Raw genomic sequence first — 19,114 nt, 5'->3', positions numbered from 1 at the left:
GTGGTTCGTGTGGTTTTGCGGTGGTGATAGTGGTGGGGAAACGCCCGGTTAACCGTTCCGATCCCGGTAGCTAAGCCCATTCGCGCTGATGGTACTGCAACTTGGTGGTTGTGGGAGAGTAAGTGACTGCCGCAATATTCTTTAAAAGGGGAGGCCATCCTGTCGTTGACGGGGTGGCCTTCTTGTGTGTGGTGAGGGGTCATTCCATGTTTGGTGGGGTGGCCCCTGACTCGTATTCATGGCCTTGTGTGTTTTCATGTGCGTGGGGTTGTGTTGGGGTTGTCTCGTGTGTTGCGGGGTGACCCCTTTCTCGTATTCATTTGTGTTGGGGTTGTCTCGTGTATTACGGGATAGCCCCTTTTTTATATTCAGTTCCGTGGTGTGGGGTACTGCCGAAGATGTGTGTCGTGTGTTCGGGGATTTTCTTGTTGAGTGTTGTACGCGACTGGACTCACTGGGATGGCTGGCAGGTTGAAGACAGAGCGTCGCAGCCGCAGCCGTCCTGCTGTTCCATCTCGCCGCGTGGCCGGGAGCCCTCCCTCGCCGCGCTCGACTTGACTGCCGTGTTCCTGCTCAACCTGACCTTCGACGTGCCCGTCAATCGGCTTTCAGAGATCATAGCGTTGGGAGGGGATCATCCTTCTCGACCCCAACCTGCCAAAGCTCTTCCGCCTCCTAGTGTGCAAGCCGACAGGATCGACCGTGGCACGGCAGATATCGACGAACCGCATCTTCTTGGCGATCCTTGACCGGACCTCTGCTCGCGATCGCAATGCTGGGTAGCGCCGGAGCCGAAATGGGAAATATGCCCGAACTTCAGCGACTCCCAGCTCAGCCAAGGAGCCTTCGGCCAACTGACGAAAGACGGATCAGCGGCGTGGGTCTGCGATACTAAGATGGGAACCACGCGTGCCGATCAACCGGTGATGGGCACGCACTACCCGCAGATCAACGTCCGAAGAGCTTCGAGAACAGCCCCTTCTTCTTTTTCGGCTCCTCCGCCTTGGTCTCCTGCTCCTCCGGCTGGCGATCGGCGTCCTGTGCCTTGTCCTCCGACGAGGCCGCAGGCTGTGGTTCGGAGACGGACGGCTGCTCGGACCCGGTCTCGGGTGTGGGACGAACAGAATCGGAGTCGCTCTCGTCACCCGGACGCGCCTCGGCGGGGGATGGGGCCGGGGTGGTCTCATGGGAGGCTTCGGCGGTGGACTCCATTGGCGTCGACGCAGGTGTTGAATCCATCGATGGGGATGCGGCCGCACCCGTGTCGGAGGCAGCGGTTTCAGGAGCTGGGCTCGGCGCAGTGGGAGACGGCTGTGCAGCGGTCTCGGCGGCAGGAGTTCCAACGGATTCTTGGTTAGTCAAGGAAGCCCCGGTGGCCTGTGCATACTGCTGGGCAGCCTCCCCCTCAAGTGGTGCACCCATCTCGCAGTTGGAGATCCGGCGTTCCTCGTCAAAGGACAGGTCGGCCGAACCATCGGCGAAGAGCAGACGCAGGCCCCCCTCGGGCAGCTCCGCAGTGGGGATGCCCCGCTTGCTCACATACGCCACAAGCGCAGCGCGATGATCAGTCACCGTTGTCTGGGTCAGCCCCTGCATGAGGGCGCGCACTGTGGTCTTGACCTGAGGCTCGGGAAGGGCGAGCTCCGGAGCATCGACAAGGAGCCAGACAGTCGTACCGGCACCCGCTCCGGCCGGGTAGTGTGCCCATTTTCCGGTGATCTCCTTCGCCGCCAGGGTCAGGCGCAGCGCCAGCTCCTCGTCGAGGGGGAGCTCTTCCGTGATCAGCTCAGCGACATCCTCGGCGGCACCGAACTTGCGCACGTCGTGGGCGAGACCGACGACGGGTTCGGGGAACTCGTTGATGTTCTCCCATCCCCACAGCCACGTGCTCTGCCCGTTCGACTCCGAGCCGAGCAGATGCGGGCGACCACGCAGGACAGTCCCCTCTGAGGAGGTGAAGGTCAGATGCGGGTCGGAGGTGAAATCGACCTCCCATTCGGCATCGGCGATGAGTGCGCCGAAGTGCGTCTGCATCTCTGTGGAGAAGAAGACGGCGCGATTGACGAGGTCCTGCAAAGTTGTGCTCATGATTTCAAGACTAGAGGTGTGCGCCCGATTATCGAGGAGGCACGCGGAGCGACCGCCCAGGTCGGAGCCGGTTTCGCCGGGTCATGTCAGTGGCGCGTGGTGAACTGTAACGAAATGAGTGTCGGGTTCGACCTATTGCCGGAGAGGATAATGCATGTAGGATGATCTGTTGCGCTTTTGAATAACTCAACGCCTATTCGCGAACTACTAACATCTCTGGACGTCCACTGTGGCCCTATTACGCCTGTCCCTGAAATACGCTCGATCCTATTGGCTCTACATTGTCTTTGTCGTCGTCCTCCAGCTGGCCGCGACCATCGCAGCTCTATTCCTGCCGAGTCTGAATGCGCAGATCATCGACCAGGGAGTCGCCAAGGGCGATACCGACTTCATCTGGTCGACCGGCATGACGATGATCATCGTCTGCCTTGTCCAGGTCGTCACCGCCGTGACTGCCATCTTCTTCGGCGCCCGCACGGGCATGGGCGTCGGGCGGGACCTGCGTCGGGCCATCTACAGCAAGGTCGACGAGCTCTCGACGCTGGAAGTCGGCAAATTCGGCAGCGCCACACTCATCACCCGTAACACCAACGATGTCCAACAGGTCCAGATGCTCATGCTCATGACCCTGAACTTCATGGTCTCCACGCCGATCATGTGCATCGGTGGAATCATCATGGCACTGCGCGAGGACGTTGGGCTGTCCTGGCTGGTGTGGGTGTCCGTGCCAGCGCTGTTCATCGTCGTCGGCATCCTCGTCTACCTGCTAATGCCGCTGTTCCGACGGATGCAGGAACAGGTTGATGACATCAACGGAGTCCTCCGCGAGCAGATCACCGGCATCAGGGTCGTCCGTGCGTTCGTGCGCGAGCCCTTCGAGGCCGACCGCTACGCCGACGCCAACCGGGCACTGACAGAGACCTCGGTCAAGGTCGGCAACCTCTTCGTGCTCATGTTCCCCGCGATCATGATGATCCTCCACCTCGCCACCGCCGCCGTGCTGTGGTTCGGCGGCCACCGCGTCGACGCAGGCCAGATGGAAGTCGGTTCACTCACAGCCTTCCTGCAGTACCTCCTGCAGATCCTCGTGGCCGTCATGATGGGTGTGTTCATGATGATGATGATTCCCCGCGCCGTCGTCTGCGCTGAGCGCATCTCCGAAGTCCTCGATTCCACCTCGTCCATGATCATCCCGGAGGGCGTCGACGAACTCCCTCGCCGAGGTGAGCTCGAGTTCCGCAATGTCACCTTCGGCTATCCCGGAGCCGAGGTTCCCGTTCTTGAGAACCTCAGCTTCACCGCACAGCCGGGGACGACGACAGCGATCATCGGCGCCACAGGTGCCGGCAAGTCCACCATCGTCAACCTCATCCCGCGTCTGCTCGACCCACAGTCAGGAGACGTGCTCATCGACGGTGTTCCCGTCAGCGCATTCAACCGGCACCAGCTGGCACAGCTGGTGGGTCTGGTGCCGCAGAAGCCGTATCTATTCTCCGGCACGATCGCCTCCAACCTCCGGTTCGGCAATGAATTCGCCGATGACTCGGAACTGTGGGAGGCGCTGACGACGGCCCAAGCAACGGACTTTGTGACCGACAAGACCGACCAGCTTGAGGCAGGCGTCGCCCAGGGCGGCACGAACTTCTCCGGCGGACAGCGGCAACGGCTCTGCATCGCCAGAGCACTGGCCGCCAAGCCGAAGATCTTCGTCTTCGACGACTCGTTCTCAGCTCTCGACGTCGCCACCGACGGCAGACTGCGCAGCGCCCTGGCGCAGACTACCGGCGATTCGACAGTCGTGGTCGTGGCTCAACGAGTCTCCACGATTCGGGATGCCGACCAGATCATCGTCCTCGACGAGGGCAAGATCGTCGGCCGGGGAACACACGAAGAACTTGTGGATGCGAATGAGACCTACCAGGAGATCGTCGAATCCCAGCTGGCCACGGAAGGGGTGAACTGACATGACGCACCAGGAATCCAACGAGTCAACGAGGTCAAACACCTCGGCGGCAACGACGACTGCCGACCCCGACACGGCACCGGCCACCGACGAGGACTACCTGCCCCAGGGCGACGACGGGGACATGTTCGGCGACACCCCGGCGAGAAAGGCGAAGCACTTCTGGCCCTCGGTCAAACGACTGTTCGGACTGATGGCAACGGAGAAGCTCGGGCTCATCAACGTCGTCCTGCTCGTCATCGGTTCGGTCATCCTCACCGTGATCGCACCGAAGGTCCTGGGCAAGGCGATGGACATCGTCTATTCCGGTGTCATCGGATCGCAGCTGCCGGCCGGAGCCGACATCGACGACATCATCGCCGGTGCCCGCGCGGAAGGCAGAGACGACTTCGCCAATATGCTGGCCACCGCAGAGGTCGTTCCCGGCCAGGGCATCGACTTCACCGCGCTCGGCCAGATCATCATCATCGTCCTCCTCATGTACCTCGTGGCCTCGATGCTCATGTGGGCGCAGGGCTACATCCTCAACGCCCTCGTCATGCGGGTCGTCTACCGGCTCCGCGAAGATATCGAACGCACCATCAACAAGCTCCCGCTGCGATACTTCGACACCAGGCAGCGCGGCGACGTGATGTCGCGGGTGACCAACGACGTCGACAACATCCAGCAGGCACTGCAGCAGGCCTTCTCTCAGCTCGTCCAGTCTGCACTGACAATTGTGGGAATCGGCGTGATGATGTTCATCGTGTCCTGGCAGCTGGCGCTGCTGGCACTCATCGCGCTTCCGCTTTCCGCGGTCATCGCCGGAGTCATCGGCACCCGGTCGCAGAAGATGTTCAAGGCGCAGTGGAAACACACCGGCGAAGTCAACGGACACGTCGAAGAATCGTTCTCCGGCCTCGACGTGGTCCGGGCCTTCGGCCGCGACGAGATCATGCTCGAAGAGTTCGACCGTCGCAACGAGTCCCTGTACAAAGCCTCGGCAGGTGCGCAGTTCGTGTCGGGCATGATCATGCCCGCAATGCAGTTCGTGTCCTACCTCAGCTACGTGCTCATCGCTGTCGCAGGCGGCCTGAAAGTGGCCTCGGGGCAGATGACGCTGGGTGACGCGACCGCGTTCATCCAGTACTCCCGTGAGTTCTCCCAGCCGATCTCCGAGATGGCCGGAGTGGCGAACATGCTGCAGTCCGGTGTCGCCTCGGCGGAGAGGACATTCGAACTGCTGGATGCCGAGGAGGAAGAACCCGACGACGCGCAGGAGACGCTGCCACAGCGTACCCCGGGCCGGGTCGAGTTCTCCGAGGTCAGCTTCCGCTACACCGAGGACGCCCCGCTCATCGAGAAGGTCTCGTTCACGGCCGAACCCGGTCACACGGTGGCCATCGTCGGACCGACCGGGGCGGGCAAGACCACCTTGGTCAACCTGGTGATGCGCTTCTACGAAATCACCGGTGGCCACATCTACCTCGACGGCACCGACACCCAGGACCTGACCCGAGCAGACCTGCGATCCCACGTGGGCATGGTGCTCCAGGACGCATGGCTGTTCGAAGGCACCATTCGAGAGAACATCCGGTACGGCAGACTCGACGCGACCGACGAAGAGGTCATGGCTGCCGCGCAGGCGACCATGGTCGATCGCTTCGTGCGACAGCTCCCCGATGGATACGACACGGTCATCGACTCCGACGGTGGCAGCGTCTCTGCCGGTGAACGTCAGCTCATCACGATCGCGCGGGCGTTCCTCGCCGACCCGTCACTGCTCATCCTCGACGAGGCGACATCTTCGGTCGACACCCGTACCGAGGTCCTCGTCCAACAAGCTATGGCTGCTCTGAGAACGGACAGAACATCGTTTGTCATCGCACACCGCCTGTCGACGATCCGTGATGCCCACACCATTCTGGTGATGGAGGACGGAGCAATCGTCGAACACGGCAGCCACGAGGAGCTGCTGAATGCGGAAGGAGCGTACTACCGCCTCTACATGTCACAGTTCCGCGGGGAGGATGCGGAGGAGCAATTCACCGCCGAGGTGCTCGCTGAGTCAGAGACCGAGATCGGAATCGTCGTCGAAGATCGTACGAACACGGACACGGATGCCGCTGACGACGCCTATGGCGCTGACGACGCCTATGGCGCTGACGACGCCGAGTCTGCGGAAGGAAGCCACGACGACTCGGGGCCGGCCGCGAGGGGGCTGAAGGACGACACAGTCACGGACGCCTGAACCCATTGCGACTGATGACATGGTCGCAACTGGCGCATCGGCCCCTGCAGCTTCGGCTGTGGGGGCCGAAGTCAATTCATTTCGAAAGTAACGATTATCGGCCGCAGACGCCCGTCTCTGCACAATCGTGACATGGACTCGACTCTGCTCTCACGCTGTCCGTGGTGCTGTACTGGGAGAGAAAGCCGTGGTGGGTGGAGGAACCAGCACCGAAATAGGCAGGACGGAGCGTTGTCCGGACCATGACGATGTCTCAAACGGATAAACATTCTGGAATTTCTCAATCACATTTCCGTCATGAACTAAAAGACCAAAAGTCGCGACCTGCTAACTACGTACGTACGGTCCATTTCATAACCGAACATGGCAGCCACGCAGATCTCTGGAAGGATCATCATGAAACGGCTGGCACTTGCAGCAAGCATCGCACTGGCGATATCCACGCTCGGAGTCGGTCCGGCGGTCGCGAGCACATTGACCACAACTGAAGCATTGGCTGCGCAAGAAGGCACAGAGTCTCCGAGTGAAGACGCCGCCGATCCCGGTGAAGCAGACGACCCCGGTGCTGACGCAGCCGACCCGGGCACAGGCACGACTGAAGCAGAGGGTGATGCCGAGGCCACCGATCCACCTGCGGAGGAGGCAGCCGATCCGGATGCAGCTGAAGACGGAGCGGAGAAGGATGGCGCCGCCGATGGTGCAGAGGAAACCGAAGCGATCGATGCCAGCTTCTCCCTCGAGAAGACGGAGATGACCGCCGAAGAGATCGGTGACCCCAACCAGGGCATCCGGTACACCGTCGGTTCCCTCAAAGCTGGGGACGTCGTCACCGCTGAACCCGGTGAGGCCACCTCGACGACTGTCGAGAGCGATGGTGCATTCTCTGGGACGATCCTCGGCAACACAGAGCTCAAGACCGGTGACACGCTCGATGTCACAGTCACCGTCAAGCGTGAGGGAGCGGAATCGACGACCTTCAGCGGCAGCGTCGAGGTCGTGGCTCCCGATGATGAGGAGCAGGAGGCAGACCTTACAGTTTCGCCGGAGACTCAGAACTTGGACGACTTCATGAACGACGGTGTCCAGATCACTCTGGTCAACTGCGTGATGGATGAAGAGGTCAATTTCCGCATCGCTCGCAAGGGCGACCCAGACACCACCATCTGGGAGGACTCGCAGATGGCCGGTGAAGATGCTGCCGGATCCACCACGTTCATCCCCGGCACGGGCGGTGACGGCTGGGTCGGTGACTTCGTGGTCACAGCTTCGTGCGGCGACAAGAGTGCGGAGACGACCTTCACCGTGACATATGGCGACGGCGACGATGCGAACTCAGATCTCACCGTGTCGCCCAAGATTCAGGACCTGGATGAGTTCCTCAACGACGGAGTCCACATGACATTCGTCAACTGCCATGTGGACGAAGAGGTGACGTTCAAGGTGAGTACCAAGAGCGACCCCGACACCACCATTTGGGAAGAGACGCAGCAGGCCGGTGAAGACGCAGCCGGGCATGCGAGGTTCATGCCCCAAGGAGAAGGCGGCAAGGCGTGGGTCGACGAGTTCCTCGTCATGGCTTCGTGCGGGGATAAGAGCGCGGAGACGACCTTCACCGTGACCGGCGACGACGCCGGCTCCGAAGCGAAGCTCTCCATCGATCCGGAGAAGATCTCTGCAGTCGACTTCATCAACCGAGACAAGGGGGTGACGATCACTGTCACCGAATGTGAGCCGGGCAGTGAGGTCAAGTTCGAGGTCTGGGGACTCGAACCCAGTGGGAAGCTCTACGAACAGAGCGCCGAGGCGAATGAGAACTCGGCGGCCTCGGTCCAGATCTACGGACTCGGCGACGATCCCGCACCTTACGTCGGCACCTACAAGGTGTTTGCGATGTGCGCGGACCAAGCGGAGATGGAAGGCGAATTCCTCGTCACCAGCAACGGTGGCGGCACCGATGGCGGCAACGGTGGCGAGGCCGGCGATTCCGGCCCAGCGGATGATTCCGGCAATGCCGGCTCGATGCCTCGTACCGGTGCCGAAATCACCGGCCTCGGCGCAGGAGCAGTGTTGATCGTGGGAGGTGCTGCGACAGTTCTCTTCGCCCGCCGCCGCTCACAGCCCGGGCAGTGATCGGTGACCCGACGGGCTGGTGAGAACCCCCGGCCCGTCGGCGCGAATCGGCACTGACAGAAGGGCGTTCGGCCCCGGTAAACCGACTCATCGAATCTGCAGATGAGCCAGTGCACCGGGGCCGAACTGCGTGCCATGACCCACGCAGCGAAACTGTGTCGGCACCAACTCGCGGGCATGTCTTCTGAGTACCGTCGGACCCTTGTCGCAAGAAGAACTGCGGTCATAGATTGACTCCTGTGGCGGCAAGGCTGCTTCCACAAAAATTCACAGCCGGTGCCTCTCTCAATGAGGATCCACCGGCACCGACAGAGGAGGAAACATGTCGAATCCCGGTCAGCCGATCATCGAAAAAGGGTCACAAGGCGAGGTCGTCAAGAGGGCACAGCGAGCACTGCGCAGAGTGCCGGATCATTCAGTGGCGGTCGACGGAATATTCGGAGCCGTCACGGAAGAAGCGGTGAAGAACTTCCAGCGAGGAGCCGGGCTGGACGATGATGGCATCGTCGGCGACAAGACCTGGGAAGCACTGCCTGACGGCGGACCGATGCCCGTGCTCAAGGAAGGTTCGACCCATAAGGCCGTCGCCGACCTGCAGGAAGTGCTGAAAAACGGTTCGGTCGAGGGAGACTGGCCCTCACCAGGGGAGCCGGATGGCAACTTCGGAGCCGAGACGAAGGCTGCTGTGGAGGGTTTCCAGAAGTGGGGCGAGGCCGACGTCGACGGCGTCGTCGGTGACGAGACGTGGTCGGTGGAGATGCATGCGGCATCCGCGACTCTCGAGACGGCCGTCGGCCTCAAATGGGTTGAGGACTGACTCGGACTCATTGCCTGGGCCCGCTCAGCAGTGGGTCCAGGCAATGAGTCCGAAATCGCTCATTACGATTGGATCGCGCGCGACGCGCGAAGACATCAGTGTGTGACCCCGAAGCTGAGCATCAGCTGGGCACCAACCGTGCCCGGCTCAGGGACTCGCCGGGCAGAAGCAGAGTTCCACCTCGTATTCACGACTGCAGCAACGCACTGAACAGGAACGACGACGTGCTTCGGGCAGCTTGCGAGCCAGCTCCGTTTCAGCAGTCTCAGCATCGACTCAGCTCGTCTGGTGAGCAAGTCTCGTTGCCATCACGGAGTGACAGATCTGTCATGACGGACTTGTCATGACCACAATGAACACAACTCCACAACCGTCATCCAACCTTCGTAGTGTGATTGGCATAACCGAATATGGCTGTTATGACCCTTTGCTGCGAAAGAAGGATGATCACAATGAAGAAGCTCGCACTGGCAGCTTCCATCGCTCTTGGCCTCTCCGCCTTCGGAGTGGGACCGGCGACGGCTTCAGATGGCTCGAATCAGGATTCGGTGATGAAGGAAGCGGACTTGGCGTTGAAATACCGGGAGATGACGCCTCTCGAGGTCACGCAGGGCAAGGGCATCGAGTTCACGATCGACGGGCTCAAGAAGGGAGACGAGGTCACCACGAGCCTGGACAACGAGCTGCAGACAGCGGAGAAGGACGGACCGTACGACGGGGCGGTTGTCATGGAGGAGAAGCCCGACGACACGAACGTGAAGTTCACGGTTACGGTCAAACGCGGTGATGAGCCGGACCGCGTATTTGACGCTCGCGTCCACATCATCGAGGGAGATCGGGGTGACTACGATGACGGGACTCTCGTGATGGACCCGGAATCGACGACGCTCGACGAGTCGCTCTACCAAGAGGGACTCAACCTGACGATGGTCAACTGCTCGAGCAAGGACGAAGTCTTGTTCCAGGTGTTCAAGGAGGACGAGGAAGGCCGGTCGAAGGTCTGGGAGAAGAGGCAGCTCGCCGGTGAGGACGAGTCTGCATCAGTGAGGTACATGCCAAGGGACGGCATGCCCGATACGGGCGAGTACGAGGCCGTCGCCACGTGCGGTGATCTCGAGGACACGGCATCAGTGACGGTCAACCCGACCGAACCGCAGGAGTGAGATCATTCCGGCCCGCAAACAAGGCACGAACTGCTGAGGGCCCCGAGGCGCGGCGTCATGCCGTGCTTCGGGGCCCTTTCGTGCGCCGGTCGGTGAGCTCAGCCCCTGACCAGAGTGCGCACGGCCGAAGAGAAGAACCCCCGACCGTCGATGCCGCCGCCGTATTCGGGTCCGAAACCGGCCTCGACAGCGTGTTCGGGGTGGGGCATGAGCCCCACGACGTTTCCAGCCTCATTGGTGATGCCGGCGATGTCGCGCAGAGAACCGTTGGGGTTGAGCCCCTGATAGCGAAAGACCACGCGGCCGGAGCCTTCGAGTTCGTCGAGGACCTCGTCGGTGGCGACGAACCCGCCTTCACCGTTCTTCAGCGGAATGCGAATGGTCTGTCCCTGTGTGTAGTCACCGGTCCAGGCAGTATTCGTGTTCTCCACGACCAGTTCCTGGTCGCGGCAGATAAAATGCTGGTGGTCATTGCGGATGAGGGCGCCAGGCAGCAGGTGCGATTCGCACAGGATCTGGAATCCGTTGCAGATGCCCAGGACCGGCATTCCGGCGTTGGCGGCGGAGACGACGGCCTCCATGATCGGAGCGAAGCCCGCGATCGCGCCGCAGCGCAGGTAGTCCCCGTAGGAGAACCCACCGGGCAGAATGACACCGTCGACACCGGCAAGCGTGGAATCGGCGTGCCACAGGTTGACCGGCTTCGCACCCGCAAGACGAACCGCACGCGCGGCATCACGATCATCGAGGGTGCCGGGGAACGTCACAACACCGATCGAGACTCCGAACTCAGCACCCGCCTCGGCGATGGTGGGGTCGGTGGCGACTGCGGTCATCAGGCTTCCTCGACGGCGCGAACGGCCACGACGTTCTCGATGACCGGGTTGGACAGGAGCTTCTCCGCCGCCTCACGAGCCTGCGCGAGAACCTCCTCGGTGACCTCACCCTCGACCTCGAGTTCGAAGCGCTTCCCCTGTCGGACCTCACCGAAACCGGTGAAGCCGAGTCGGGACATTCCACCGGAGATCGCCTTACCCTGAGGGTCAAGAATCTCGGGTTTGGGCATCACCTCAACGACGACACGTGCCATGCGTGTTCTGCTCCTTCAAGAAAGTGTTCGGGAGTTCCTCCCGCGCTCGCTGAAAGTCTATCAAGCGCGGAAGGAACTCCCGCCTTCGGTCCGAGCTGCGGACGCCACCGGTTGCCCGGACGTCGCCGGCGGCGTCAGGAGTCGAAGCCCATGCCCACAGCATCGAGAGCTTTGAGCAGTGGACCTCGTCGGCCTTCGTTGTTGTCGGCTTTGATCATCGCATTCGTCGTCATCTGAATGCCCAGCCAGGCCACCGGTTCCGGCGGGAAGGGCAGCGGCAGCTTGCGCACCATCTCCAGCTGGGTCAGCTCGGTGTCCTGCCCGGACAGCAGGTCGAGCATGACCGTGCCGGCGAATCGTGAGGCGCCCACGCCCAGTCCGGTGAAGCCGGCGGCCATGGCGACCTTCTTGCCGTAGGCCGTGGTGAAGAAGGAGAAGAAGCGCGAACAGGTGTCGATCGGCCCACCCCATTTGTGGCTGAACTTCAGATCAGACAGCTGCGGGAAGGTCTCGTAGAAGTGCTCGGCCAGGGTTTCGAAGGTCTCGGGGCGCTGGTCGTACTTCCACGACACCTGCCTCCCGTAGTGGTAGACGGCGTCCCATCCGCCGAAGAGGATGCGATTGTCGGCCGAGAGCCGGTAGTAGTGGAATCGGTTTGCGCAGTCGCCGATGCCCTGCCGTCCGCTCCAGCCGATGGACTCCAGCTGCTCATCGCTGATCGGTTCGGTCATCAGGGCATAGTCGTAGACGGGGACGGTATGGAGACTGGCCCGCTTGAGCAGCGAGGGGAAGACGTTCGTGGCCAAGGCAACGCGATCGGCTGTGATGCTGCTGCAGGGAGCGGCTCTGCAGTCCTCTGAGCTCTGGCCGATCACCAGAGTCGTGACCTGGACCGTCGACTTCCGGTCACTGACATCCGTGACCTTTGTACCTTCGAAGACCTCGACGCCGAGTTCCCGGATGACCCGCAGCAGCTCCCAGCACAGTTTGGCAGGGTTGACCATGGCGACCTCGCGCGAGTCCCAGAGGGCGCCCTTGTAGGTCGGGGACTTCACGATCTGAGCCAGCTCCTCCTGGTTGTAGAAGATGAAACCGGCCTCTGGATCGTGAGCTTCTCGCAGCTCCGGGACCTGGTAGTCCTCGGTCGCGACGTCGAGTTCACCGGTGCGTTCGAACTCGACGTCCATGCCGTACCTGGTCACGGCCGCGCCGATCGCATCGAGGTTCTCCCGCCCCAGCTGTGCCAGGTGTTCGTTCTCATTCGGCAGATGGGACTCACCGTTGTCATAGCCGTGGGTCAGGCTGGCTGCGCAGAACCCGCCGTTGCGGCCAGAGGCGGCCCATCCGATCGAGTTCGCCTCAACCAGGACGACGTGGCGCTTCGGGTCACGCTCCTTGGCCTGCAGCGCCGTCCACAGCCCGGTGAAACCACCCCCGACGATGACGAGGTCGGCCTCGATGTCGTGGGTCAGCGGCGGCAGTGGCTCCGGGCGCTGCGCGGAATCGAGCCAGAACGGCACGGTGGAGGCATCGGCCAGTGCGGCTTTGACGTCCATGTCACTTCTCCTTCTGTCTGACCGCAGTCGTCTGCGGCCCGACGGCATTCGTCTGCCATCTGTCGGCATTCGTCTTCTGCCTTGCGGCAATCATTGCAGGGGTGGCAACCCTGAAGTCCCAGGACCCACCTCGGCGGGGCCACCCGCCTGCTTCGGCGGGGGTTCATCCGGCCATCGTCTTGATGATCTCTGTCGGACTTCCACCCGCCTTGCGCAGCACGAAGCCGACGAAGGCCAAGGCCAGGAGGGTGAGAAGGAACATCAGGGTCGAGATCGCCGCGACTTCTGGTCGCAGCGCCACCCTGACGGCAGAGAAGATGTAGACCGGCCACGGGGTGTATCCGGGCTGCTGGACGAAGCTCGAGAGGATCGTGTTGTCGAGGCTGACCGTGAATGACATCAGCGCACCGGCGAGGATGCCGGGAGCCGCGATCGGCAAGGTGATGTCCTTGAACCGATTCCACGGCGTCGCCCCCAGGTCTGCGGCCGCATCTTCGAGCTGGGAGTCGATGCCGGCCAGACGGGCGCGGACGATGAACGTCACGATTGCCATGGAGAACATCGCGTGCGAGATGATGAGCCTGACCAGACCGTTGTTCAGCGGTGTGATGCCCCAGTCGACGCCGACGGTGACGAACCACGGGAGGAACGAGATGCCGTCGACGATCTCGGGGGTGACCAGCGTCAGTCCGAGGATCGCTGTCAGGCCCAGCGCCCACCACGCGCCCTTCGGTGCCCTGGCCAAAGCCACACCTCCGAGGGTGCCGAAGATCGTTGAGACGAGTGCGGCACCCACAGCGGCTTGGAGGCTTGTGACGACTGAGGAGATGATGATGTCGTTGTTGATCCCGGAGATGTAGGCGTCGAGGCCGAAGCCGCGGAAGTTCGCCAGCACCTTCCCGGTGTTGAACGAGTACGCAATGATGACTGCGATCGGGAGGAACAGGTAGGCGAAGACCAGGATCCCCCAGACGTGGAGTCCGATGTCAGTCGGGGTTCGGCGGGCGAACGTATTCTTCTTCGACATCTCAGGCCCTCCCATCTTTCAGCGGCACACTGTTCAGTCGGGCCGCGATCGTCTGCCCCAGTTTGAGCAGACCGAATCCGATCCCGACGACCGCCAGGGTCGCGAGGATCAAGATCACCGCCATGGCCGCACCTGCGGCCCAGTTCTGGGCCGTGTTGAATTGGTTGGCGATGAGCTGCCCGATCATCGAACCACTGGCCCCGCCGAGGACGGTCGCCGTGACGTAGTCACCGTTGAGTGGGATGAACACGAGCAGACACCCCGAGACGACACCTGGCATCGCCATCGGCAGCGTGACCCGCAGGAACGTCGTGACCTTGCCGGCGCCGAGGTCGTAGCTGGCTTCACGCAGCTTCTGTCCCGAGGCATCGATGGCGACGAAGAGCGGCAGGATCATCAGCGGCAGATAGTTGTAGACGACGCCGATCTGCACCGCCGATCGCGTGTAGAGGATGTCGAGCGGTCCGTCGAGCATCCCCATGCCCTGCATCCACTTCGAGAGGAAGCCATCGGGGGAGAGCATGATCTGCCACCCCAGGGTGCGGACGAGGAAGTTCGTCCAGAACGGAACCATGACCAGGGCCAGAGCCAAGGATCTGCGGGCCGGCGAGACCTTGATGGCCAGCCAGTAGGCGAAGGGCAGGGAGATGATCAGACACAGGATCGTGCCCACGATGGAGATCCGCAGGGTCGCGAAGAACGTCGACACGAAGCTGGCCGACATGGCCTCGGGATACCGGTCGAAGGAGAGTCGATCGGTGGCCACGGCCGTGAACTCGTCGGGTTTGTAGCCGAAGCTGTAGAAGATGACCAACGCCACGGGGATGATGAAGAAGAACAGCGCATACGCCCAGGTTGGGAACGACATGGCCGAGGCGCCGAAGAACCTCGCCGACATGCCTCCGGGCTTCTTCTCGGACGTTGATCTGGCTGTCTGCGTGCTCATGCTCCGCTCCTTGCCTGCGCATCGGCGTAGATCTTCGTGCGGATCTGATCGGCCGGGGTCTGCTTGCTGGGTTCGAGACGGTCGAGGACCTTCTGAGCGGGGAAGATGAGGTCCTGCTCGTCGAGGTCGGCCTTCTTCGCCTGTTGGGCCAGGCCCTTCGTGCCGATCGGGTAGCCGATGTAGTCGAGCTGTTCGACCGCGGTCTCCGGAGAGATCATCTGATTGATGAAGGCATGGGCGGAGTCGGGATGCTGAGCGCCGGTGGCGATGGCCCAGCAGTCCATCCACAGGTTCGCCGAGGGAGTCGGGAACACGAACTTCCAGTCCTCGGGATCGGCCGCCTCGGACAGTCCCTGTCGGGCATCGCCGTTGAAGGCCTGCAGCAAGGTGAAGCTGCCCTGGATCATGCCCGTGGCGACATTGCCGATATAGGCTTTCGTGTTCGGTGCGAGCTTATCGAGGACGACGCTGCGCGCCTCCTCGAGTTCCTTCTCGTCCTGGGTGTTGAGGCTGTAGCCCAGAGCCGCCAGTGCGATGGCGGAGACCTCCCACGGGTCCTCGAGCAGCGAGGTGGTCCCGGCCGCCTCCTTCTGTGCGGTGTCGATGAAGTCCTGCCAACTCGTCATCTCGTGTTGGATCTTCTTCGTGTTGTAGACGAATCCCGTGGTCCCCCAGGCCTTGCAGATCGAGTATGTGTTGTCGGGATCGAAGTACTGGTGAGTGAAGTTCGGGTCCATATGCTTGAAGTTCGGGATGAGATCGAGGTCGAGCTCCTGGAGCAGATCGTGTTTGAGCATCTGCGGAATGTTCGATCCCGTCGGCACCACCACGTCATAGCCTGAGGTTCCGCGTGAGGTGGAGAGCTTCGCGATGAGCTCCTCGTTCGACCCGTAGGAGTCGACCTGGACGAGCACGTCGTACTTCGTTTTGAAGGCTTCGATGAGCTCGGGGTTGTCATAGTCGCCCCAGGAGTAGAGGTTGAGCTTCGACTCGAGCTCACCGTCCGTGGGCGGTGAAGCGGCCATCGTCGTGTTGCGGCCACAGGCGCTCAGCGCGCCCAGACCGACGACACCGAACCCGGCCAGGAGCGCTCGCCTGCTCAGCCTCGTCGAGGCGGCCCGGGGCGCCAGGAAATGCACATCGGGGATCCTGCCCGCCATCTCAGACACCGCTCTCATAGTCGTAGACGGCCACGTCGTCGGCATTCCAACTCAGATCCACCTCGGCGTCGGCGGCAAGCACTTCGTTGCCGGCGGCCGGCACCCGAGCCAGGAGTTCATCGTTGTCCCCGGCCACGAGCATGTACTGGATGACATCGCCGAGGAATGACACCGACAGGACCCGACCACGAGCGGAGTTCGCGGCCAATCCATCGGTTCCGGCAGGGGCAACGCGCATGCGTTCGGGCCGAATGGCGGCCCGCACCTTGTCTCCGACGCTCAGCGTCGAAGCCGTCCCCGACGCCGAGGCGGGTCGGATGTCGAGGGTCGGCGTCTCCATGACAGCGTTCGCCGTTCTCAACGTCGCGGTGGAGCCGTTGATCTCGGTCACCTCGGCGGGGACGAAGTTCTGTTTGCCGATGAAGCCGGCCACGAAGCCGTTGACGGGATTGGAGTAGATGTCTTCGCCGGAGCCGATCTGCTGGATCACGCCGTTGTACATGACCACGATCCGGTCGCTCATCGCCAGCGCCTCGTCCTGGTCGTGGGTGACGAAGACGAAGGTCGTGTCCAGGCGGGTGTGGAGACGTTTGAGCTCGAGCTGCATCTCCTCACGCAGCTTCCGGTCCAGAGCCGACATCGGTTCGTCGAGGAGGAGGACCTGCGGACGGTTGACCAGAGCTCGGGCCAGTGCGATGCGCTGCTGCTGACCGCCGGAGAGCTGTTCGGGTTTGCGTCCGGCGAAGTCCTCCATCTGGACCAGGGCGAGAACCTCACGGACCCTCTCCGCGATCTCCGACTTCGGAGTCTTGGCCTGTTTGAGGCCGTAGGCGATGTTGTCGGCGATGTTCATGTGGGGGAAGAGCAGATAGGACTGGAACACCGTGTTCACGGGGCGTCTGTGCGGCGGGAGGCTGACGATGTCCTTGCCCGAGAGCAGGATCGCCCCGTCGGTGGGAGCTTCGAAGCCGGCGATCATGCGCAGCAAGGTCGTCTTGCCGCAGCCGGAGGGCCCCAGCAGTGAGAGGAACTCGCCCTTGCGCACCGACAGATCGAGCCTTTCGATTGCGGTGTTGTTGCCGAAGACCTTCTTCACCCCTTGAACTTCCAAGTGCTGAAGCTGTGTGGGCGTCGTTGCATCGGGAGTGGTTGTCGTGGTCATGATTGCCTTTCAGCGGCGATGGCGTCGTGGACGATGCGGCCGCCCGCGATCGTCATTTCGTTGTGCACCTCGGCGAGCCTGCCGGGGGCGAGGGCGAAGGGGTCGGCGCTGGCCAGAGCGAGGTTCGCGATCTGGCCGGTGCGGATTGTTCCGTTGGCTTCCGAGCGCAGCAGGTGCGCGGAACTGGAGGTGTAGGCACGCAGCGCGGTGGTCAGGTCGATGGCCTGCTCGGGCAGCAGCGGAGCGGGGTCGCCGGCGTCCGGATGCGAGCGGTTGACCGCCACATGGATGGCCTCCCACGGGTTCGGCGTCGAGACCGGCCAATCCGACCCCATGGCCAGGCGGGTGCCGGCATCGGCGAAGGACCTGAAGGGATAGAGCCAGCGGGAGCGTTCGGTCCCGAGGTAGGGAAGGTTGAGGTCGAGCAGCTGCTGGTCGTGACAGGCCCACAGCGCCTGCAGGTTCGCGGTGATACCGAGCTGAGCGAATCGGCCGATGTCGACAGGGTCGACGACCTGAACGTGGGCGATGTGGTGCCGGCGAACGCTGTTCCCGATGGCTTCGAAGGCATCGAGGGCCGCCTTGATCGCCGCATCACCGATCGCATGGCAGTGGATGTCGAAGCCTGCCGCGTCGAGGGCGGCGAAGGCTCGGTGCAGGTGGTCACGGGTGAAGTAGCTGGTGCCGAATCCGCCGCAGGCGCAGCTGTATTCGGCACTCATCGCGGCGGTCCGGGACTCGACGATGCCGTCGAGCATGAACTTCACCGAGGTGGTGCGGAAGGCCCCGTGAGTTCGCCGCTGGTCGAGCAGGGCTGCGACCTGGGCGTCGATGTCGTCGACGTCACGGGGCCACCACAGGCTGCCGACAACCTCGGCGGTCAGATCGCCTGTGTCCTCTGCTTCGATGTAGGCGTCGAAGGGCGATCTGTGGCCGGAGTAGTCGCCGACGATGGCGTCCATCCAGGCGGTGACGCCGAACGCATGGAGGTAGGACTGCCCGGCGAGGAGTCCGGCGCGGATGTCGTCGTCGGTGGCGGCCGGGACATGGGCGGAGACGAGATCCATGGCAGATTCGTGCAGGCACCCGGTCGGTGCCCCCGCTTCGTCCTTCTCGATCACTCCACCGGGCGGGGTGGGTGTGGAGGCATCGAGGCCGGCGAGATCCATGGCCCGTGTGTTCACCCACGCCGAGTGATGGTCAGCGCTGAGCAGGATGACGGGCCGGTCCGGGCTCAGTTCGTCGAGGATCACAGCGGTCGGTGCACCGCCGGGGAAGTCGGCCATCGACCAACCGCCGCCGGTGACCCAGCTGTCGTCTGACGTTCCGTCGGCGGTCGCGGTGCCGGCGGTGGTCGCGGTCACATAGTCGCGAATCACCTCAAGCGAGGCCTCGAGGCCCTGTGCTTCGCTGAGATTGCAGGCCAGGGACTCCTGTCCGCCGAAGGTGGTGTGCACATGGGCATCGACGAACCCGGGTGTGATCAGTTTCCCCGTGGCCGTGATGGTGTGTTCGGAAGGCTCCGCGGCCGCTCCGGTGCTGATCTCGGCGATGATTCCATCGCGGATGCTGATGCGGTTCGCAGGCAGGACCGTGTGTCCGTCGAAGATGCTGACGTCGAGAACGTCGAGGTTCATGTTCCTCCCGACTTCCTTGTCGAAGGTGAGGCCGAGCGCGCTGGACGCACTTGGCAGGATGTCATTGTATGTCGCCCGGGGCATCGGGCCACAGGGCTCGGACCGGCTGTTATCCGTTCGTGTCCGAGACCGTGACCGGTAACCT

14 protein-coding genes and 1 rRNA gene are annotated in these 19,114 nt (G+C 62.6%); 6 read left to right on the top strand and 9 right to left on the bottom strand.

Annotated features, from left to right (window positions below; all coding sequences use genetic code 11):
• Nucleotides 1-16 precede the first annotated feature (16 nt).
• A 5S ribosomal RNA gene (gene rrf, locus HX613_RS00740) occupies nucleotides 17-135 on the top strand.
• A gap of 813 nt (nucleotides 136-948) precedes the next feature.
• On the opposite strand, the gene HX613_RS00735 is transcribed toward rrf, so the two are convergent.
• Nucleotides 949-2,088: a DUF6882 domain-containing protein gene (locus HX613_RS00735; RefSeq protein ID WP_235343564.1), complete on the bottom strand. Its 1,140-nt coding sequence runs from the start codon at nucleotides 2,086-2,088 to the stop codon at nucleotides 949-951.
• A 229-nt stretch (nucleotides 2,089-2,317) separates the two neighbouring features.
• On the opposite strand from HX613_RS00735, the gene HX613_RS00730 reads away from it, so the two are divergent.
• The 5 genes from HX613_RS00730 (at nucleotide 2,318) to HX613_RS00710 (ending at nucleotide 10,391) form a co-directional block, all read left to right on the top strand.
• Nucleotides 2,318-4,051, top strand: a complete 1,734-nt coding sequence (locus HX613_RS00730) for an ABC transporter ATP-binding protein (RefSeq protein ID WP_235343563.1) — start codon at nucleotides 2,318-2,320, stop codon at nucleotides 4,049-4,051.
• A gap of 1 nt (nucleotide 4,052) precedes the next feature.
• Nucleotides 4,053-6,281, top strand: a complete 2,229-nt coding sequence (locus HX613_RS00725) for an ABC transporter ATP-binding protein (RefSeq protein WP_328284877.1) — start codon at nucleotides 4,053-4,055, stop codon at nucleotides 6,279-6,281.
• A 396-nt stretch (nucleotides 6,282-6,677) separates the two neighbouring features.
• Nucleotides 6,678-8,411, top strand: a complete 1,734-nt coding sequence (locus tag HX613_RS00720; protein WP_235343562.1) for a hypothetical protein — start codon at nucleotides 6,678-6,680, stop codon at nucleotides 8,409-8,411.
• Nucleotides 8,412-8,733: 322 nt separating this feature from the next.
• On the top strand, nucleotides 8,734-9,228 hold the full coding sequence (locus HX613_RS00715; protein WP_235343561.1) for a peptidoglycan-binding domain-containing protein: 495 nt from the start codon (nucleotides 8,734-8,736) through the stop codon (nucleotides 9,226-9,228).
• A 452-nt stretch (nucleotides 9,229-9,680) separates the two neighbouring features.
• Nucleotides 9,681-10,391: a hypothetical protein gene (locus HX613_RS00710; RefSeq protein ID WP_235343560.1), complete on the top strand. Its 711-nt coding sequence runs from the start codon at nucleotides 9,681-9,683 to the stop codon at nucleotides 10,389-10,391.
• A 98-nt stretch (nucleotides 10,392-10,489) separates the two neighbouring features.
• On the opposite strand, the gene purQ is transcribed toward HX613_RS00710, so the two are convergent.
• The 8 genes from purQ to HX613_RS00670 all read right to left on the bottom strand — a co-directional run bounded on the left by purQ (nucleotide 10,490) and on the right by HX613_RS00670 (nucleotide 19,053).
• Entirely contained in the window at nucleotides 10,490-11,227 is a 738-nt protein-coding gene (gene purQ, locus HX613_RS00705) for a phosphoribosylformylglycinamidine synthase subunit PurQ (protein ID WP_235343559.1), read from the bottom strand.
• Nucleotides 11,227-11,481, bottom strand: a complete 255-nt coding sequence (gene purS, locus HX613_RS00700; protein ID WP_009881520.1) for a phosphoribosylformylglycinamidine synthase subunit PurS — start codon at nucleotides 11,479-11,481, stop codon at nucleotides 11,227-11,229. Before purS ends, purQ begins: the two co-directional genes overlap by 1 nt.
• A 134-nt stretch (nucleotides 11,482-11,615) precedes the next feature.
• Nucleotides 11,616-13,037 carry an NAD(P)/FAD-dependent oxidoreductase gene (locus HX613_RS00695; RefSeq protein WP_235343558.1) on the bottom strand — a complete coding sequence of 474 codons (1,422 nt, stop codon included), beginning with the start codon at nucleotides 13,035-13,037 and terminating at the stop codon, nucleotides 11,616-11,618.
• Nucleotides 13,038-13,200: 163 nt separating this feature from the next.
• Nucleotides 13,201-14,064: an ABC transporter permease gene (locus HX613_RS00690; RefSeq protein ID WP_143922320.1), complete on the bottom strand. Its 864-nt coding sequence runs from the start codon at nucleotides 14,062-14,064 to the stop codon at nucleotides 13,201-13,203.
• A gap of 1 nt (nucleotide 14,065) precedes the next feature.
• Nucleotides 14,066-15,010 (bottom strand): ABC transporter permease, encoded by a 945-nt coding sequence (locus HX613_RS00685; protein WP_235343557.1) that lies wholly within the window; start codon nucleotides 15,008-15,010, stop codon nucleotides 14,066-14,068.
• Nucleotides 15,007-16,188, bottom strand: coding sequence for a polyamine ABC transporter substrate-binding protein (locus HX613_RS00680; protein WP_235343556.1), 1,182 nt, complete (start codon nucleotides 16,186-16,188; stop codon nucleotides 15,007-15,009). Before HX613_RS00680 ends, HX613_RS00685 begins: the two co-directional genes overlap by 4 nt.
• Nucleotides 16,172-17,332 carry an ABC transporter ATP-binding protein gene (locus tag HX613_RS00675; RefSeq protein WP_235343555.1) on the bottom strand — a complete coding sequence of 387 codons (1,161 nt, stop codon included), beginning with the start codon at nucleotides 17,330-17,332 and terminating at the stop codon, nucleotides 16,172-16,174. The genes HX613_RS00680 and HX613_RS00675 overlap by 17 nt, the downstream gene beginning before the upstream one ends.
• Nucleotides 17,329-19,053, bottom strand: coding sequence for an amidohydrolase (locus HX613_RS00670; RefSeq protein ID WP_235343554.1), 1,725 nt, complete (start codon nucleotides 19,051-19,053; stop codon nucleotides 17,329-17,331). Before HX613_RS00670 ends, HX613_RS00675 begins: the two co-directional genes overlap by 4 nt.
• Between the last annotated feature and the right edge of the window lie 61 nt (nucleotides 19,054-19,114).

Source organism: Brevibacterium sp. UCMA 11754, from assembly GCF_021532275.1.
GTDB lineage: Bacteria > Actinomycetota > Actinomycetes > Actinomycetales > Brevibacteriaceae > Brevibacterium.
Note: the sequence above shows the minus strand (reverse complement) of the source record. Positions and strands in the feature narration are given on the sequence as shown.

Coding starts and splice junctions, on each gene's coding strand:
- HX613_RS00735 (WP_235343564.1), bottom strand. CDS start 2,088: ATGAGCACAACTTTGCAGGACCTCGTCAATCGCGCCGTCTTCTTCTCC.
- HX613_RS00725 (WP_328284877.1), top strand. CDS start 4,053: ATGACGCACCAGGAATCCAACGAGTCAACGAGGTCAAACACCTCGGCG.
- HX613_RS00720 (WP_235343562.1), top strand. CDS start 6,678: ATGAAACGGCTGGCACTTGCAGCAAGCATCGCACTGGCGATATCCACG.
- HX613_RS00715 (WP_235343561.1), top strand. CDS start 8,734: ATGTCGAATCCCGGTCAGCCGATCATCGAAAAAGGGTCACAAGGCGAG.
- HX613_RS00710 (WP_235343560.1), top strand. CDS start 9,681: ATGAAGAAGCTCGCACTGGCAGCTTCCATCGCTCTTGGCCTCTCCGCC.
- purQ (WP_235343559.1), bottom strand. CDS start 11,227: ATGACCGCAGTCGCCACCGACCCCACCATCGCCGAGGCGGGTGCTGAG.
- purS (WP_009881520.1), bottom strand. CDS start 11,481: ATGGCACGTGTCGTCGTTGAGGTGATGCCCAAACCCGAGATTCTTGAC.
- HX613_RS00695 (WP_235343558.1), bottom strand. CDS start 13,037: ATGGACGTCAAAGCCGCACTGGCCGATGCCTCCACCGTGCCGTTCTGG.
- HX613_RS00690 (WP_143922320.1), bottom strand. CDS start 14,064: ATGTCGAAGAAGAATACGTTCGCCCGCCGAACCCCGACTGACATCGGA.
- HX613_RS00685 (WP_235343557.1), bottom strand. CDS start 15,010: ATGAGCACGCAGACAGCCAGATCAACGTCCGAGAAGAAGCCCGGAGGC.
- HX613_RS00680 (WP_235343556.1), bottom strand. CDS start 16,188: ATGAGAGCGGTGTCTGAGATGGCGGGCAGGATCCCCGATGTGCATTTC.
- HX613_RS00675 (WP_235343555.1), bottom strand. CDS start 17,332: ATGACCACGACAACCACTCCCGATGCAACGACGCCCACACAGCTTCAG.
- HX613_RS00670 (WP_235343554.1), bottom strand. CDS start 19,053: ATGCCCCGGGCGACATACAATGACATCCTGCCAAGTGCGTCCAGCGCG.